This is a genomic window from Plantibacter sp. VKM Ac-2885 (assembly GCF_015351205.1).
Lineage (GTDB): Bacteria > Actinomycetota > Actinomycetes > Actinomycetales > Microbacteriaceae > Plantibacter > Plantibacter auratus.
On sequence record NZ_JADKSK010000001.1, the window covers coordinates 444,490 to 461,007 of the forward strand.

The following is a 16,518-nucleotide window of genomic DNA, read 5'->3' on the forward strand; positions in this document are numbered from 1 at the left end:
ACGACTCTACGCGGCGACGCCGCGCTGCGTCGCTGTACTCAGGAGCGCACGAGCAACCAGGCGAACGCGGCGAAGGACACGAGTCCGAGTGCTGCGCCGACGATCGATCCGATGAGGCTGAAGGTGGGCCAGGGGGCGCCGGGTTGGCGACTCATCCTGATGCCCTGGGCGGCGAACAGCAGCGGCACGAAGCAGGCGAGCACCGAGAACGTCCATGACCCGCCGTCTCTCGCCGTCGCGGCGACGAGGTAGATGGAGAACGCGGCGATGGCGATACTGAGGATCGCGCACGCGCGCGCCGAGATCGGTTCGTTCTTCGCAGCCATGGGCTCAGGGTATCGAGTGGGGCAGCCGCCGACCAGAGAGCAGAATGGAAGGCATGACCGACGCGCCGCCGACCCTGACGGAACGACTGACGCTCACGCGTCCCACCGAGCGCGATCTGCCGGAGCTCCACGAGCTCCATGCCGACCCCGCGGTCTGGACGCACCTGCCGTCCGCCCGACACGTGGCGCTCGCCGAGACCCGTGACCTGATCGAGCGGTACCAGGCCGGCTGGGAGGCGAACGGTCTCGACGTGTGGGTGGCGCGCGACACCGCGACGGGTGCATTGGTCGGCATCGGCGGCCCGAGCCTGCGTGGTGGGCTCGCCTGGAACCTCTACTACCGTCTGGCGCCCGCGGACTGGGGGCGCGGATATGCGCAGGAGCTCATCGCGGCCGCGCGAGCCGCGGCATCGGCGTCGGCACCGGATCTGCCCGTGGTGGCGTTCCTCCTGGAGCACAACGAGGGATCACGACGGGCTGCCGAACGCGCGGGGTTGGAGGTCGTCTGGCGTGGCCCCGACGCGGGCAACCCGGATCCCGATGCCGTGCGCCTCGTGTTCGCCGACCGGGCGCTCAGCGACGAGGCGCTCCGCGTGTTCGTGGGCTGAACCACCGCTGCACCCGATCTCCGAGCGTCTCGAAGGACGCCGCTTCCGGGCGCGACCGGGTATTTTCGGTCAACCGGCCGCGAAACGCAAGCAGTCTGTTCACCGGAGACGTTCCTCGATACGGTTGGAAGATATGTCAGCCACGGTCGAGATGGAACACATGAGTCAGGTAGAACGCGAACGCCCGCTCCTGCGCAAGGGGAGCGAGGCGAGTTTCGTCCGGTGGGCCTTCGACGGTCGCTCCTGGTGTGCCGACCTCGTGAGCGGACAGTACCGAGGCGCGACGAAGACCGGTTGGCTCCTCCAGACCGAGAACGAGCAGCGGGAACTGTCCAACCAGGAGTGGGCTCCCTGCATGGCGTGAGCCGGCACTGAGTCGCCCGACACTGCACGGAAATCCAAGAATTTCGAGCAGTTTTGGGCAGGTCAAGGCTCAGACGGTGATCGACGGCTCGTCGCTCACCGAGAGCGTGAGCACGGCCTTGCCGATGAGGTCGTCCTGCTCGAGGTCGCCTTCGAGTCGGCGGAGCTGACGCGCGACGTCGTTCTCGCGGTCGTCGCCGACGAGGTCGACCGACGCGACGAGGAAGAGGCGTTCCGGCCCGCTGAACTCGAGGTACAGCGCCGTGACCCGCTCGATCTCCGGGTGCGTCAGGAGCGCGGTGATCGTCTGCGCGCGGTAGGCGGGGCTCGGCGAGGCCCCGAGGAGATAGCGCCGGTTGCGGTTGATGAGCAGCAGCGCGACCCCGCCGAGCAGGACGCCGATCGCGATCGAGCCGATCGCATCACACACCGGGTCGCCGGTCACCTGGTGGAGGCCGATGCCGGCCCCGGCGATGATGAGGCCGAGCAGTGCTGCGGAGTCCTCGAAGAACACCGAGCGGAGCGTCGTGTTGGAGCCGTTAACGATGTAGTCGAAGAAGCCGCGGCCGTACTTCTTCGCCGTGCGCCGACCCTCGAGGATCGACTGGGTGAAGGAGAACCCCTCCAGGAGGAAGGCGACGCCCAACACGAGGTAGCTGAGGGCGTAGTTCTCCATCGCCTCCGGTGCGGTGAGGCTCTGGATACCGTGCTGGATCGAGACGACCGCACCGACGGTGAAGATCCCGAAGGCGGCGAACAGCGAGAAGATGTACGCGTCACGGCCGTAGCCGAGCGGATGTGCGGCGTCGCGTTGCTTGTCGGCCCGTTTGTCGGCGATGAGGAGGAAGATCTCGTTCCCCGCGTCGGCCCACGAGTGCGCGGCCTCAGCCAGCATCGACGCCGACCCGGTGAGCGCGGCGACGATGGACTTGGCGATGGCGACGATGACGTTGGCCAGGAAGGCGATCACGACGGTCATGCGCCAACGCTACGCCCAGCCGGAGTGCGCCGCGTACGCCCGGACATCCGGACGACCGCGGTCCGGGCCTCAGGATTTCAGGACGCGTAGCGCGGAGCCCTTATGTGCGGCCTTCGCGCCGGTCTTCTCGGACTCCACGATGAACGCGGGCTCGTCCTTCGACGCCGTGAAGTGCTGGTCGTCGAACTGGAAGTCCGCGGTCTTCCGCTCGACGACCTTCCCCTGCGTCCGCCCCTGCGAGGTGCCCCACGACACGCGGTCACCCACTCGTACGTCTGCCATGCTGCCTCCTCGGCGCTCAACGCCGCGCGCGCGACGTGACAGCGACGATGCCAGCGTGTCGGCGGCCGGACAAGCGCTTGCGCCGCGCGAGCGCAGGGGATATCCCCCGAGGTCCAGGGGCTCCGCGGGCATAGCGTGTCCCCATGGCCTCGTTCACTCCGGGAAGACCCCGACTCGCGCTCGGCATCGGCATCGTGGGAGTCGTACTCGGGGTGGCGCTCATCCCGGTCGCCATCGCGAACGCCCACGGCGACTTCGGCTTCCATTTCTGGTGGATCGTCATCGTCCCGATCCTCGCCGGCCTGTACTTCGGTGTGGCAGGAGCCGTCGCCCTCCGCAACCGCCGCTGAGGCGCACGGCAGCCGCGGGCACCCCTCGAATCTCGCGTACCGTTGGCGGGATGAGTGATGACGCCGCGACCGATGAGCACCGCAGAACCGCTGCGCACGCCTACAGTGCGCTCGGCTGCCTGCTCCTCGATGCCGGCACCTCCGTCACCGACGTCCGCGACTCCCTGGAGCGCGCCACGGTCGCATCGGGCGACGAGGGCCTGGCCTTCTCGGTGCTGCCGCAGCTCATCATCGTGAACGACGTGCGCACCGGCGCGGTGCTCGCGGCCGGCAACACGCACGGCGAGCTGTCGTTCCGGGGCGCGGCGCGGGCGAACCGGCTCATGCGCGAACTCGAGCTCGGACACTGGCCGGTCGGTGATCTGCCGGCCCGTATCCAGTCGATCCGGGAGACGCCGCGCCCGCATGCGTCGATGCACTGGGTGGTCGGGAACCTGCTGCTCGCGGGAGGGCTCGCACTGCTGTTCCGCTGCCCATGGTGGGCGATCGTCGCATCCATGCTCGTCGGTGCCTTCGTCGGCCTCGTCATCACCCTGCTGGCGCGGTGGCGGGGAGCGGTCGCGATCGCCCCGTTCGTGACGGCGTTCGTCTCGACGACGCTCGTCGGGACGCTCGCATCGGCGATGGATCTCGGCCCCGTGCCGTTGTTCGCCGTCTGCGCGCCGATCGCGATCCTCGTGCCCGGCGCGCTCATCACCAACGCCCTGCTGGAGTTGACCGCGACGGACATCGTGACGGGCTCGGCACGCCTGATGTACGGACTCATCGTGCTCGCCTTCATGGCGGCCGGCATCTCGGCCGGGGCGCTGCTCACCGGCCTGTCGATCGACCCCGACTCGACGGCGCTCGTCGGTCAGGTGGTCCGCGGGAGCTCGGATCTCGTCGGGTGGGAGTCGGTCCCGCCGCTGTGGTTCACCTGGATCGGCGTCGTGATGCTCGCGGCCGGGATCGGGATCGCGTTCGGCTCGGGCCGCTCCCTGACGCTGCTGACGATCTGCGTGATGGCGCTGACCTATGCGGGCATCGTCCTGTTCGCCCCGCTCGTGGGGAACGCGGTCGCGACGGGGCTCACCGCCGGGCTCGTGTTCGTGGTCGCTCGCATCGTCGAGCGGTATTCGGCGGCGGTGCCGTCCAATGTCACGTTCCAGCCGGCCCTGCTCATGCTCGTGCCGGGCACCGTGGGACTGGTGTCGCTCGCGACGCTCGAAGGCTCAGCGGTCACGGCGGCGCTGACGGTCTTCATCAGCCTCTGCGTCGGCGTCAAGACGGCGGCGGTCCTGACGGGGGTCGTCATCCCGCCGGTGCGTGCGACCGCCCGTCCCTGAGTCGCCCGGAATGGTCCGAAACCGCGCCGAATTCGTGCAGATTCAGGCGACTCAGCGGTTCAGTGCTGCCCGCGCCCGCGCCTTGATCGCGAGGATGACCTCGGTCTTCGCGTCGGCGTAGTCGTTCATGTCGTCCCAGGACCTCCCGAGCAGCTCCCGCTTGGTGCGCTCGTACAGCGCGCGGTCGTCGGCGTCGGAACGCAGGTGGTCGCGGAGGAGGAGGTACTCGTCGATCTCCGGTGCGCCCTGCTCGTAGAGGTGCACGTGGACGTCGCGCTCCGGCGTCCGCACCATCCGATGGCGGGGCTCACGGACGCGCAGCACGTAGCCGGCGGTGAGCAGGGGGTCGAGGTAGTCCTCCTCCGCCGTGATGTCCTCCACGGCGACCACGATGTCGACGATCGGCTTCGCCGCGAGTCCGGGCACCGAGGTCGAGCCGATGTGCTCGATCGCGGCGGCACTGGACCCGCCCGCGCTCGTTCCGAGGGCGTCGATGATCCGCTGCCGGTGCTCCCGGTACCGTTCGGGCCACTCCGGGTCGGCGTCGTGCAGCTCGATCCGGACCGGCTCGGGGCCTCCGACCAGCTCGAGCGTCGTGACGTCCGGGCGGCGGGGACGTCGGCGCAAGCCGCTCTGGATGGCGCGGATGTTGTCGCCGAGCGCTCCCGATGCCAGCAGTCCGCTGCCGAGCGGCCCTGACGGATCGGTGCCGAGTGCCGGCAGGAGGCGGAGTGCCGACCGGACCGCGTCGCTCAGGTGGTCGAGCTGCCAGGTGATCTCGGCCGCGCCGGCTCCGGCCTGATGCAGCTCGGCGGCTTTCGCCGCGTAGGCGGCGGCGCCGAGCGCGTGGGCTCCCATGTGCGCGACACCTGCTGCCTGCCCGGCCGACCACGCGGCGGCTTTGGCTGCGGGTGAGGACACCACCTGCGACGCTCGGTTGGCGACGAAGCGTCGGCGGATCTCCCCGGCGGTGTCGAGGTCACCGGCTGCGAACGCCCGCGCACGGGCGATCGCGTCGCGTGGACGATCGTCGTCCGGGGCCTCGGCTTCGAACAGCGGCAGTACCCGTTCGGCGCAATTGGCGGCCCACGAGGCGACGAGACGGCGGTCGGCTTCACTGAGGGACTGCGTCGAGAGCATGCTCCACCCTTGCAGACCCGCCGGGCCCACCGTGGGGTGTCGCCGGTTACGGCGATTGGGAGGCGAAGCGCTGGGGCCTCCTCCGTTAGGCGACCTGGACGCGCTGGTCGCCAGAGACGTACTCGATGACCAAGCCGCCGCCGACGGCCTCGAGGTACTTCCGGATCGTGCCGATCTTCGCGTTGTCGAGGTCTCCATGCTCGATCTTGGAGACCTGGCGCTGTCCGACACCGATGCGCTCGGCAAGCTGAATCTGCGTCAGACCCATTGCTTCACGCAGCTCCCGCAGCTGATGCGCTCGGATTTCACCAAGCATCCGGGTTTTGTGGGCATCCACGCGTTCGCGGTCGACAGGGCGCTCCGCGAGAAGCTGCTCACGTGTCAGAGCCATGATGCTCACTCTCCTTGGGACTTCATTCGTTGTACGTGGGCGTCGAACAAGTCGTCTGCGACAGGAATGTTCTTCGTGTACCAGGACTTCCAGTTGCCGGCTTTGTCGCCGGCCACCAGCAGAATCGCCTGCCGACTGGGATCGAAGGCGAACAGTATCCTCAGTTCGGATCGCCCTGACGAGCCTGGCCGCAGCTCTTTCATGTTCTTGTGTCTGGAGGCCTTCACCGTGTCTACGATCGGACGACCCAGTTGAGGGCCGCGCTCCTCGAGCAGCTCGATCGCGCCGATGACCTGCTCGTAGGAATCCGAGTCGAGAGACGTCAACCAATGTTGGATCGGTTCGAGGTCCACGCTCCACAAGGGTTGAGTCTAGACCCTGCGAGGTCTGCGTGCAATGCATGCCGCGCCTGGCGGCGTGACGGACCAGACGGCGGTCGGCTTCACTGAGTGACTGCGGCGAGAGCCTGCTCCACCCTCGCACACCCGCCGCGGTCGGAGCATGGGCAGGCGGGTTAGCGTAGAGGGATGGCCGCCTTGAACCTGCCCGTGATCTCCTGCAGCCTTGATCCGGCGAGTCGGAGCCGGACCCTCGCTTCGGCGAGCAGCGAGCTGCTGCGCGAGCAAGGTCATGACTCCTCCGTCATCGATCTGGCCGAGATGGAACTGCCGCCGTTCGACAACGACCGGGTCTTCGAGAGCCCTGCGTTCCGTCGGCTGCATGCGTTGATCACTGCTGCGGACGGCGTCGTCCTCGCCTTCCCGGTCTACAACTGGGCACCGGCCGCAACGGTGAAGTCGCTCATCGAGGCGACCGGCGCAACCGGTGAGGACGGCAGGGTCGCCGCCTGGTTCGACAAGGTCGTGACCTTCGTCTGCGCCGCCGGCCTGCCGCACAGCTACATGGCCACCGCCACGCTCGGGCAGTCGCTCATGCTGGACTTCAAGTGCGTCATCAACCCGTACACGGCCTACCTGTCGGAGCGGGACTGGGAACGTCCCGAGGTACTGAGGGCAGACCGCGCCGAACGTCTCGCCAAGACGATGACCGTGCACGCGGAGCTGTCGGGGCTCCTCGCCGAGCGGAGCTACCGCTCGGTCTGGGAGGTGTGAGGGCGGAGCGTCACGGTCCCGCGCCTCACAACCGCACGACGAGCTTGCGGGCTGAGACGCCGCCGTGGAGTCGGTCGAGGGCCGGCTGGATCGCTTCGAGGCCTTCGCCGACCAACTCGGGGGCTGGCGCGCAGACGTGTCGTCCGCCGGCGAGCGCGCCCGGCAGGTAGTCCTCCCACAGCATCGGCCCGACCTCGTTGGTCATGAGCGAGCTGCCCCACACGTACCGCGCCGAGATCCCCGCCCGACGGGCTCGGATCTGGAGCGCGACGTTGGCCGCCACGAGCCGGGTCATGGTGCGGACGAACGTCAGACTCGGGCCGGCCCGACGAGGCAGTGACCCGAACGACACCGACGGGCTCGCGAGTGCGACGCGGCGTGCCCCGGTGGCGGAAGCGACGGCGACGGCGGGCTCTGCGGAGCCGGTCCCGACGGCGAGGACGCCGACGACCGAGGAGCCGCGGAGGGCGCTGACCAGATCCGCCACGACGGTCGGGCTGCGGTAGTCGAACACGAGGTCTGCACCGAGCTCGCGCATCCGGTCGTGGTTGTGCGGCGAGGCGGTGGTCGCGACCCGGTGGCCGGAGGCGACCGCGAGCTGGATGGCGTTGCTCCCGACGCTCGTGGCGCCGCCCCAGACGACGACGGTCGTCCCGGTGGGGGTGGGGTGCTCCGAGGGGTGGGGGAGCGCGAGGTGGTCGCGTTGGAAGAGAGCGGTCGCGGCCGTGGAGATCCCGAGCGGCAGGACGACCGCGTCCTCGTCACGCAGACCGTCCGGGATCGGGGCAGCGAGGTCCGCCCGCACGACGGTGAACTGCTGGAACCCGCCCTCGGCGTCATGGCGCCGACCGCGCTCCATGCCGACCGCGTAGGCCACGACGCGGTCGCCCACGGCGAAGCGACGGACGTCCGGCCCGACGGCCACGACCTCGCCCGCGACGTCCTCACCGAGCACGGCGGGCGAGGGGAGCCACCGGTACATGAGGTTCCCGGTCTGCTGCTTGACGTCGTCGAGCGGATTCACCGCGACCGCACGGTTCCGGATGAGGAGTTCACCCGGGCCGGGTTCGTGCATCGCAGCGGGACCGACGACGAGGTCCGCGCGGGGTGCTGGCAGCCAGGCTGCGGTGTTCGTCGGCATGAGGCCTCCAAGGGTGTTGCGGATTGGCGTAGCGATGATGACACGGTGTGCCATCACTCTACACCTGACGACACGACGTGTCATCGGCTATCCTGATCGCATGGCACGCTGGGCACCCGACGCCGCTCTCCGACTCGAGAGCGCTGCGATGGCGCTGTTCGCCGAGCGGGGCTTCACGGCGACGACCGTCCCGGAGATCGCCGAAGCCGCCGGGCTCACCACCCGCACATTCTTCCGTCACTTCGCCGACAAGCGCGATGTGCTCTTCCTCCGCGAGCGCGAGCTCCCGACGGTGGTGGGACGGCTGGTCGCCGCGGCGCCAGCAGGGCTCGACCCGCTCGCCCTGGTGATGTCCGGCCTCGAGACCGTGGCCGCCGGTGAGCTGCAGTGCTGGCGGGACGACATCGCCGCCCGCCGCGCTGTCATCCGGTCGGAACCGCAGCTGCGCGAGCGGGAACGGTTGAAGTCGGCGGTCCTCACCGACGCGATGCGCGATGCCCTCATGGAGAGTGGTGTCACGTCAGCCGACGCGGCGCTCGCAGCGTCCATCGGTTCGGCACTCTTCGACGCCTCCCTCGAGCAGTGGCTCGCCGGACCGGACGACGTGCTCCTCGTCGACGTGCTCCGCGCGATGCGCGCCCGACTCGGCGACCTCGCGGGTCGCTAGGGCCGATCCCGGCTCCGCGTCTGCTGCTCGGGGAGCCCGACCTGCCACAGGATGAACGCCACCGCGCTGCAGACCGCGAGCGCGGCGCCGATGATCAGTGCAGCCGTGCCGGTGGAGGCGAGCCAGTCGTGGTGGCTGATCCAGCCGGGATCGTCCTGCGGGAAGTCGAGGAACGACGCGTAGGTCGAGATGCTCACGACGCCTGCCCCCAGGAACGCCGCGGCCAAGACTGATGCGCACCAGGACAGGGTCAGCCAGCCTCGGGCCTGGGTCGCGCCCGGGCGCGCTCGTGTGCCTCGCGATTCCCCCATGCAGCGAGGCTATCGCGACGCCGTGCCACGAGGTCGATCGATGGAGCGGCGTCCGATGGTCGAGGATGAGGGCATGTCGAAGCAGCAGTCGGGCTCGCAGGAGCACCGCGATCCCACCACCAACCCGTACCGGATGAGTCGACGGCGCATCACGACGTGGACTGGCGCGCTCATCGCCTCCGTGGTGCTGCTCGTCGTCGTCGCGATCGTCTTGGCCGCCATCGGCGGCGACAGTGCCGAGTCCTGGGTCGCGATCGTCCTGTTCGTGGCGTTCGGCGTACCCGTCGCTGCGGCCGCCGTCTTGGGCGGGTTGGCGATCGCCTCATGGGGGTGGGTGGCCGGCACGGTGTTCGGTGTGGGGTGGCTGACGCTGCTCGTCGTCGTCGTGAACAACGGGTTCCATCTGCTCTTCGACGGTCAGGCCGTGGGGCCCGTGATCTATGACGAGGCGATCTGGCAGGTCGTCGGGGTCGCCGGCCTGGTCGTCGGCGGGGTGCTGTTCTTCGTCGCAGGCTGGGTGAGTGGGGTGCCGATGTGGATCGGTGGACCGGAAGGCGGCGTCGACGTCTCGCGCCGGAAGCGCTCGGGCGAGGGGGACGCGGTTGTGCCGCCATCGAAGCGCAAGCCGCGCACGAAGCCGAAGCGCCGCTCGAAGCAGCAGCGACGCCGCTGATCAGCCGAGGTGATCACGGAGTCGACCGGTCAGTCTCCGCCGCCCCCACCGCCCCCGTCTCCGCCGCCGCCGGAGTCGCCGCCACCGCCACCGTCCCAACCGCCGGAGTCGCTTCCGCCGTGGTGGCCGCCTCCATGGTGACCGTCACCATCGACGATGAACGGCATGCCGGAGTCCGAGGTCGTACCACCGCGATGCTTCGACCCGCCGCTACGTCGTCTGGCCTGCACGGTGATCGTGAAGACGATGACCGCGACGGCGGCGAGGACCACGATCATGATGACGGTTGAGCTGTCCATGGCTCGACCGTAGCGATGTCCGACGGCTGTCGCATTACCCGCGCGGCGAGTATCGGCGTCCGACCGGACTTCAGCGCCTCGGGATCGTGGAACCGCGGAGGACGAGGCGGCCCGGCAGGTATTCGACCCCCTGCGCGACCTCCGTGCCCTCGATCGCCTCGAAGATGCGGGTGGCGGCGAGCCGGCCGAGCTGTTGCAGGTTGGCGTCGATCGACGACAGCTCCGGGCGCGAGTTGGTGGCCAGGATCTCCCAATTGTCGAAGCTGACGACCGCGACGTCGCTCGGGACGTCGCGCCCGAGGTCGCGGACGGTGTCGAGCACGCCGCGGGCGATCTGGTCGGAACCGGCGACGATGCCGTCGATCTCCGGGTGCTGTGCGAGCAGCATCGCCGCCGCATCGCGACCCCAGTGCTCGGTCCACTCCGAGAACATCGGCGAGCCGACGAGCTCCAGTCCCGCCGCCGCGAGGGCGTTCTGCACGCCCGTCACGCGGTCCCTGGCAGCCGCGTACTGCGGCTCACCCGTGATCATCGCGATGCGGGAGCGCCCGCAGGCGATCAGGTGCTCGACGGCGAGGCGCCCGCCGTCGCGGTTGTCGGGGGTGATGGACACGTCCGTCGGATCGTCGGACGGTGCGTACGCGTAGACGACGGGGACGGGCAGCTTGTGGCCGAGCGAGGGCCGTGGGTCGGTGCTGCGACCCACGACGATGATGCCGTCGACGCGCCGGGTGAGCAGCGCGTTGAGGTGGTGCTGCTCGCGGATCGCGTCGCCGCGGGCGTCGCAGAGGAACACGTTCACCTGGCCTGCGCCGAACGCGTCCTCGGCGCCCATGAGGATGGGGATCACGAACCGGCCTTCGAGGTCGCTCGTGAGGAGGCCGACGGTGCCCGTCCGGCCGTTGATGAGGCTCCGGGCGAGTTCGTTCGGGGTGAACGAGACGGACTTCGCGGCATCGAGCACGCGCTGTCGGGTCTTCGGCGCGACCTCGCTCCGCCCGTTGATCGCCTTCGACGCCGTGGCGATCGAGACGCCCGCGATGCGCGCGACGTCACCGAGGGTCGCCGCCCGACCGGCAGCGATCCCGGTCGTCGCCGAAACATCGTTGTCTGGCATGAAACGCCCCCTCTTCATCTTTCGGAAACGTTACCGGATATTCCTCTTGACGCTACTCTGATCCCAGGCTAGCTTTACCGAAAGGGTTTTCGACAGTTTCGAAACCTCTCCCGAAGCACCGCCGGACCCGACCGGTCCGCTCAACGAAGAGTCAGAGGAGTCACACATGCGCAGCACGCACATCACACGCAAGCAGCGGGTCGGAGGGGTGTTGGCGGCCAGCGCCCTGCTCCTCGGCCTCGCCGCCTGTTCGTCCAGCGGCGGTGGGAGCGCCCCGCTCGCCAGCGCCGGACCCGAGGGCGTCGACGACGGCTCGGAGCTCACGCTCTGGACCCGCGCCCCACTCGAGAAGCAGGCGAAGCTCCTCGTGGAGGCCTACAACGCCTCGCACGAGAACCAGGTGAAGCTCACCGTCGTCCCGAACGACGACTACGTCGCGAAGGTCGGTGCGGCGGCCGGCTCCGACAGCCTCCCCGACCTGTTCGCCGCCGACATCGTGTACGTCCCGAACTGGGTCGAACAGGGCCTCTTCCAGGACCTCACCGCGAACATCGACGGGCTCGACTTCAAGGACGAGATCAACCAGGGCCACCTCGCCGCCGGCACCGCGGACGGTAAGGAACACGTCCTCCCCTTCGTCCTCGACCTCTCGATGCTCTTCTGGAACAAGGAACTCTACAAGGAGGCGGGCCTCGACCCCGAGCAGGGTCCGACGACCCTCGCCGAGTTCGCCGAGGACGCCAAAGCCGTGCAGGCGCTCAACAAGCCGGACACCTACGGCACCGCCACGGGCCTCAACTGCGGCGGCTGCCTCGTCTTCACCTGGTTCCCCAGTGTGTGGGCCGACGGTGAGCAGGTCATGAACGAGGACGGCACCGAGTCGCTCCTCGCCGAGGACGGCGCGAAGGAGGTCTACAGCACGTGGGCCGATCTGTGGAAGTCGGGCGCCGTGCTCCCCTCCTCGAAGGACGAGGCCGGACCCACCTGGACCGCCGGCTTCACCGAGGGCAAGGTCGGCGTCATGCCCTACCCGGCGACGCTCCTCTCCTCGACCCCGTTCGACGTCGGCGTGTCCGGCATCCCGGGGCCGAAGGGCGGCGACTCGACCTTCGTCGGTGGCGACGGCATCGGTGTCTCCAAGGACAGCAAGAAGGCCGCGCAGTCGTGGAACTTCCTCAGCTGGCTGATGTCCGAGGACGCCCAGGTCGGTGTTCTCGCAAAGGACAACGACGTGGTCTCCCGCTCCGACCTCGCGGAGAACGAGTACTCGAGCAAGGACCCGCGCCTGGTCACGATCAACGAGGTCGCATCGAAGGGTGACACCCCGTACTCGTTGAACTTCCAGGAGGCCTTCAACTCGCCGACCAGCCCCTGGCTGACGCTCGTGCGCAACGCGGTACTCGAGGGCACCGACTCCGTCGACGCCGACAACGACGCCATCACGGACGTGCTCTCGCAGTAGTCCGACCGCCGGTGCGCCGCCGTGATCCCCCCATCGCGACGGCGCATCGGCACCCACCCGTTCGAAAGGTCCCACCCATGAGTACCACCCTCGCCAGACGAGGCCCGACGGACTCGGTCGGTGCCAGGAAGCGCCGCGCCGCGCAGGCCCGTACCGGCTGGCTGTTCGCGCTCCCGACCGCCGTCTTCGTCATCCTCCTCTTCCTCGTCCCGCTCGGGCTCGTCTTCCAGATGGCGGGGTCCGACTGGCCGCTCCTCGGCGGCAACCAGGGTGTGAACTTCCCCGAGAACTTCCCGAAGGCGATCGACAACCGCTTCTTCCTCGACTCGGTCGTCTTCACGCTGAAGTACACCGTCATCGCGACGGTCCTCCTCATCGGCCTGGGGCTCGGCCTCGCGCTCCTCGTCCAGGAGTCCAGCCGATGGAAGGGCTTCCTCCGCACCGCCTTCCTCATCCCGAGCGCGCTCGGCCTCGCCTCGGCGTCGCTCCTGTTCTACGTGCTGTACTCGCCGATCGCCGGCCCGTTCGCGGACCTCACCAAGGCGATGGGCTTCACCTTCCTCGGGACCCCGGACGCGGCGCTCTGGTCGACGGTCTTCCTCATCGTCTGGCGTTTCGCCGGCTTCTACATGCTGCTCATGCTCGTCGGGCTGCAGGGCATCCCGGAGGAGGTCTACGAGGCCGCCCGCATCGACGGCGCGTCGCGTTGGCAGACCTTCCGCGACATCACCGTCCCGCTGCTGAAGCCGACCCTCGCCCTCACCACGGTGATGTGCGTCACCGGCTCGCTCCTCGCGTTCGAGCAGTTCTACATCCTCACCAAGGGCGGTCCCGACAACAGCACCATCACCATCGTCCAGCTCATCTACAACGTGGCGTTCCAGGGCCCGAACAACCTCGGCGTCGCCGGCGCGCTGTCGGTCATCGTGCTCGCCGCGCTCATCGTCATCAACATCGTGCAGATCCGCGCGTTCAGCAAGAAGGTCGAGGACTGAGCATGACCATCACCCGAAAGGAACCGGCCACCGTCACCTCGACGATGCCCGACGTCCGTGGTCACGGACGCACTCGCGGCCGCGGACGGGACGGGAAGCCGACGAACTTCTTCGGTATCGCCATCCGGATGCCGTTCTGGATCTTCACCGCGGCGCTCGCCGTGATCTTCCTCTACCCGCTCGTCTGGACCGCCGTCCGCTCGGTGTCTCCGCTTGCCGGTACGAACCAGACCGAGGGGTGGGGGCTCGGCAACTACATCACCCTCGCCGGGTACCAGGACGGCATCCTGCAATACATCGGCAACTCGGTGTTCGTCTCGCTGCTGACCGTGATCCTCACGCTCGTCATCTCGCTCTTCGGCGGGTACGCCTTCGCGAGGTTCCAGTTCCGCGGCAAGAACGCCCTGTTCCTCGCCACCATCGCGATCCTCATGGTCCCGTACGCCACGCTGCTCATCCCGCTCTACGTGCTCCTCAACCTGGTCGGTCTCTCCAACTCGCTCGTCGGGGTGGCGCTCGTGCTCACCATGTTCCAGCTGCCGTTCTCGACCTTCATGATGCGGATCGCCTTCGAGTCGATCCCGAAGGAGCTCGACGAGGCGGCGATGGTCGACGGCTGCAACTCCTGGACCGTGCTCTGGAAGGTGCTCGTCCCGGCGGTCAAGCCCGGCCTCATCACCGTGGGACTGTTCGCGTTCCTCGCCGCCTGGAACGACTTCATGGCGCCGCTGATCCTCATCAACGACTCCGCGAAGATGACCCTGCCGCTCGCCGTCTCCAACCTGCGCGGCCAGGTCCAGGGCGTCGTGGACTACGGCGCGACCGAGGCCGGCGTCGTCGTCCTCGCGTTGCCGTGCATCCTCCTCTTCCTCATCCTCCAACGTCACTACGTGCGCGGCTTCATGTCCGGCGCATTCAAGGGGTAACCATGAGCACCACCATCAGGACCACAGCAACGGGCACGGGGACCAGCATGGCCCCGGTCGTCCCCACCACCGGTGCGCTCACCCCGCTCGGGCTCGACGAGGTCGGCATCACCGAGGGGTTCTGGGCGGACCGCCAGCGCGTGAACGGCACCGCGACCCTCGCGCACGTCGAGCACTGGCTGGAGCGGGAGGGCTGGATCCGCAACTTCGACCTGGCCGCCGCCGGCACCCTGCCGGAGGGTCGCCGGGGTCGCGAGTTCGCCGACTCCGAGGTCTACAAGTACCTCGAGGCCGTGGCCTGGGAGATCGGGCGACGGGGCGGTGACGACGCGCTCGAATCCCGGTTCCGCAGCGTCGTGGACCGCGTCGCCGCCGCACAGGAGTCCGACGGGTACCTCAACACCCGCTTCGGCCGGCCCGGCCAGGGCGCGCGCTGGTCGGACCTCGAGTGGGGCCACGAGCTCTACTGCCTCGGTCACCTGTTCCAGGCGGCGGTGGCGCGAGCGCGCACGAGTCCCGGTGCCGACGACGGCCTGCTCGGCATCGCGACGCGTGCCGCCGACCTCATCTGCGAGGTGTTCGGCGCAGACGGCATCCAGTCCGTGTGCGGGCACGCCGAGGTCGAGGTCGGTCTGGCCGAGCTCTCCCGCGTGACGGGGGAGTCGCGGTACCTCGACCTCGCGTCGCTGTTCGTGGAACGTCGTGGCCACGGGGTCCTCCAGGACATCGAGTGGGGGCGCGCCTATTTCCAGGACGACCTCCCGATCCGCGACGCCGAGGCGCTGCGGGGACACGCTGTCCGGGCGAACTACCTCGCCGCCGGTGCGACCGACATCGCGGTCGAACACGGGGACACCGGGCTGCTCGACGCGCTCCGCGGCCAGTGGGACCGCACGATCGCCCGGCGCACCTACCTGACCGGTGGCCAGGGGTCGCACCACCAGGACGAGGCCTTCGGTGAGGACTTCGAGTTGCCGTCCGATCGCGCGTACTCCGAGACCTGCGCCGGCATCGCCTCCATCATGTTCAGCTGGCGGCTCCTCCTCGAGGACCGCGACGTCCGGTACGCGGACCACATCGAGCGAGTGCTGTACAACGTCGTGGCGACGTCGCCGTCAGCCGCCGGCACCGCGTTCTTCTACGCCAACACGCTGCACCAGCGGACGCCCGGGGAGTCGAGCCCGGACGACGAGGTGTCGCCCCGGGCGTCGTCGTCGGAGCGCGCGCCCTGGTTCGACGTCTCCTGCTGCCCGCCGAACGTCGCCCGCACGCTCGCGAGCCTCGCGGCCTTCATCGCGACGACCGACGACCACGGCGTGCAGATCCATCAGTTCGCCTCCGCCACGATCGACACCGTCGTCGGCGGTGAGCACGGCGGCCGGTTCCGGGCCGAGCTGGTGACGGAGTACCCGCGCACCGGGGTGGTCTCGCTTCGGATCGTCGAGGCTCCCACCCAGGCACTCACGGTGTCGCTGCGCGTCCCGTCCTGGGCGGACGACGCCCGGCTCGTGGTGCAGACGGCCTCGGGCTCCCGCGACGAGCATGAGGTCCCGACCGGGTACGCGGACGTCACCCGCGCGTTCTCCGCCGGCGACGTCGTCGAGCTGTCCTTCAGCATCCGGCCTCGGGTGACGCACCCCGACCCGCGCGTGGACGCGATCCGTGGCACCGTCGCGATCGAGCGCGGCCCCGAGGTCTACTGCGTCGAGTCGGTCGACCTTCCGGGTGGCGACGAGTCGCTCGCCCGCGTCGAGATCGACGAGCACGCGGACATCGAGGAGGCGTCCGACGGGCGCCTGACGGTCGTGCTCCGGACCCGCCCGGTCGTGGACGCCGCCTGGCCGTACGCGGACGGGTTCGACGCCCCGGGTGACGCCGATCCGTTCACCGCGAGCATCGCCCCGTACCACTCCTGGGCGGAGCGCGGTCCGTCGACGATGCGCGTCTGGATCCCCACGACGCGGAGCTGACCGACGCCCGCGGAGCGCCGTTGAACGCCCGACACCACACCGGAACAGCTGGACTTTCGGTATGGTGTCGGGCGCTTTCGT

At 69.1% G+C, this 16,518-nt stretch carries 21 protein-coding genes; 11 read left to right on the forward strand and 10 right to left on the reverse strand.

The annotated features are described in order from the left end of the window. Window positions 1-38: 38 nt before the first annotated feature. Complete coding sequence (locus ITJ66_RS02070) at window positions 39-326, reverse strand: hypothetical protein (protein WP_191940082.1); 288 nt, start codon at window positions 324-326, stop codon at window positions 39-41. Between the two features lie 53 nt (window positions 327-379). Between ITJ66_RS02070 and ITJ66_RS02075 the strand changes: the two genes are divergently transcribed. Next, entirely contained in the window at window positions 380-934 is a 555-nt protein-coding gene (locus ITJ66_RS02075) for a GNAT family N-acetyltransferase (protein WP_194643125.1), read from the forward strand. 160 nt (window positions 935-1,094) lie between these two features. Beyond that, entirely contained in the window at window positions 1,095-1,298 is a 204-nt protein-coding gene (locus ITJ66_RS02080; RefSeq protein WP_124768057.1) for a hypothetical protein, read from the forward strand. Window positions 1,299-1,367: 69 nt separating this feature from the next. On the opposite strand, the gene ITJ66_RS02085 is transcribed toward ITJ66_RS02080, so the two are convergent. Both ITJ66_RS02085 and ITJ66_RS02090 read right to left on the reverse strand, forming a co-directional pair. Then, complete coding sequence (locus tag ITJ66_RS02085) at window positions 1,368-2,276, reverse strand: cation diffusion facilitator family transporter (RefSeq protein WP_194643126.1); 909 nt, start codon at window positions 2,274-2,276, stop codon at window positions 1,368-1,370. Window positions 2,277-2,345: 69 nt separating this feature from the next. Continuing rightward, entirely contained in the window at window positions 2,346-2,558 is a 213-nt protein-coding gene (locus ITJ66_RS02090; RefSeq protein WP_191940084.1) for a DUF2945 domain-containing protein, read from the reverse strand. A 143-nt stretch (window positions 2,559-2,701) separates the two neighbouring features. On the opposite strand from ITJ66_RS02090, the gene ITJ66_RS02095 reads away from it, so the two are divergent. Together ITJ66_RS02095 and ITJ66_RS02100 are read left to right on the forward strand one after the other, a co-directional pair. Then, window positions 2,702-2,908 carry a hypothetical protein gene (locus ITJ66_RS02095; RefSeq protein WP_191940085.1) on the forward strand — a complete coding sequence of 69 codons (207 nt, stop codon included), beginning with the start codon at window positions 2,702-2,704 and terminating at the stop codon, window positions 2,906-2,908. Between the two features lie 50 nt (window positions 2,909-2,958). Further along, window positions 2,959-4,233 carry a threonine/serine exporter ThrE family protein gene (locus ITJ66_RS02100; RefSeq protein ID WP_191940086.1) on the forward strand — a complete coding sequence of 425 codons (1,275 nt, stop codon included), beginning with the start codon at window positions 2,959-2,961 and terminating at the stop codon, window positions 4,231-4,233. A gap of 51 nt (window positions 4,234-4,284) precedes the next feature. Here ITJ66_RS02100 and ITJ66_RS20080 read toward each other — a convergent pair whose 3' ends face one another. The 3 genes from ITJ66_RS20080 to ITJ66_RS02115 form a co-directional block, all read right to left on the reverse strand. Beyond that, window positions 4,285-5,373, reverse strand: a complete 1,089-nt coding sequence (locus ITJ66_RS20080) for a GrpB family protein (protein WP_370582540.1) — start codon at window positions 5,371-5,373, stop codon at window positions 4,285-4,287. A gap of 85 nt (window positions 5,374-5,458) precedes the next feature. Beyond that, entirely contained in the window at window positions 5,459-5,764 is a 306-nt protein-coding gene (locus ITJ66_RS02110; protein ID WP_071261530.1) for a helix-turn-helix domain-containing protein, read from the reverse strand. 5 nt (window positions 5,765-5,769) lie between these two features. After that, complete coding sequence (locus ITJ66_RS02115; protein ID WP_370582541.1) at window positions 5,770-6,117, reverse strand: type II toxin-antitoxin system RelE/ParE family toxin; 348 nt, start codon at window positions 6,115-6,117, stop codon at window positions 5,770-5,772. Between the two features lie 174 nt (window positions 6,118-6,291). Here ITJ66_RS02115 and ITJ66_RS02120 point away from each other — a divergent pair, with 174 nt between their 5' ends. After that, window positions 6,292-6,876, forward strand: coding sequence for an NADPH-dependent FMN reductase (locus ITJ66_RS02120; RefSeq protein ID WP_137242743.1), 585 nt, complete (start codon window positions 6,292-6,294; stop codon window positions 6,874-6,876). A gap of 25 nt (window positions 6,877-6,901) precedes the next feature. Here the strand turns inward: ITJ66_RS02120 and ITJ66_RS02125 are convergent, their stop codons facing one another. Further along, the gene (locus ITJ66_RS02125) at window positions 6,902-8,017 is read right to left on the reverse strand and encodes a zinc-binding alcohol dehydrogenase family protein (RefSeq protein ID WP_194643128.1); all 1,116 of its coding nucleotides are present in this window, start codon (window positions 8,015-8,017) and stop codon (window positions 6,902-6,904) included. 100 nt (window positions 8,018-8,117) lie between these two features. Here ITJ66_RS02125 and ITJ66_RS02130 point away from each other — a divergent pair, with 100 nt between their 5' ends. Continuing rightward, complete coding sequence (locus ITJ66_RS02130; RefSeq protein ID WP_161578578.1) at window positions 8,118-8,684, forward strand: TetR family transcriptional regulator; 567 nt, start codon at window positions 8,118-8,120, stop codon at window positions 8,682-8,684. Here ITJ66_RS02130 and ITJ66_RS02135 read toward each other — a convergent pair. Further along, window positions 8,681-8,995: a hypothetical protein gene (locus ITJ66_RS02135; protein WP_137242740.1), complete on the reverse strand. Its 315-nt coding sequence runs from the start codon at window positions 8,993-8,995 to the stop codon at window positions 8,681-8,683. The two genes, ITJ66_RS02130 and ITJ66_RS02135, sit on opposite strands and share 4 nt — an antisense overlap. 73 nt (window positions 8,996-9,068) lie before the next feature. On the opposite strand from ITJ66_RS02135, the gene ITJ66_RS02140 reads away from it, so the two are divergent. Next, on the forward strand, window positions 9,069-9,668 hold the full coding sequence (locus tag ITJ66_RS02140; protein WP_194643129.1) for a hypothetical protein: 600 nt from the start codon (window positions 9,069-9,071) through the stop codon (window positions 9,666-9,668). A 29-nt stretch (window positions 9,669-9,697) separates the two neighbouring features. On the opposite strand, the gene ITJ66_RS02145 is transcribed toward ITJ66_RS02140, so the two are convergent. Together ITJ66_RS02145 and ITJ66_RS02150 are read right to left on the reverse strand one after the other, a co-directional pair. Continuing rightward, complete coding sequence (locus tag ITJ66_RS02145) at window positions 9,698-9,967, reverse strand: hypothetical protein (protein WP_194643130.1); 270 nt, start codon at window positions 9,965-9,967, stop codon at window positions 9,698-9,700. Window positions 9,968-10,037: 70 nt separating this feature from the next. Beyond that, complete coding sequence (locus tag ITJ66_RS02150; protein WP_137242738.1) at window positions 10,038-11,084, reverse strand: LacI family DNA-binding transcriptional regulator; 1,047 nt, start codon at window positions 11,082-11,084, stop codon at window positions 10,038-10,040. A 166-nt stretch (window positions 11,085-11,250) separates the two neighbouring features. On the opposite strand from ITJ66_RS02150, the gene ITJ66_RS02155 reads away from it, so the two are divergent. From ITJ66_RS02155 to ITJ66_RS02170, 4 genes are all read left to right on the forward strand, one after another. After that, complete coding sequence (locus ITJ66_RS02155) at window positions 11,251-12,546, forward strand: sugar ABC transporter substrate-binding protein (protein WP_137242737.1); 1,296 nt, start codon at window positions 11,251-11,253, stop codon at window positions 12,544-12,546. Between the two features lie 77 nt (window positions 12,547-12,623). Further along, entirely contained in the window at window positions 12,624-13,541 is a 918-nt protein-coding gene (locus tag ITJ66_RS02160; RefSeq protein WP_137242736.1) for a carbohydrate ABC transporter permease, read from the forward strand. A 2-nt stretch (window positions 13,542-13,543) separates the two neighbouring features. Next, window positions 13,544-14,467 carry a carbohydrate ABC transporter permease gene (locus ITJ66_RS02165; RefSeq protein WP_307783524.1) on the forward strand — a complete coding sequence of 308 codons (924 nt, stop codon included), beginning with the start codon at window positions 13,544-13,546 and terminating at the stop codon, window positions 14,465-14,467. Between the two features lie 2 nt (window positions 14,468-14,469). Further along, window positions 14,470-16,437, forward strand: a complete 1,968-nt coding sequence (locus ITJ66_RS02170) for a glycoside hydrolase family 127 protein (RefSeq protein WP_137242735.1) — start codon at window positions 14,470-14,472, stop codon at window positions 16,435-16,437. Window positions 16,438-16,518: the final 81 nt, after the last annotated feature.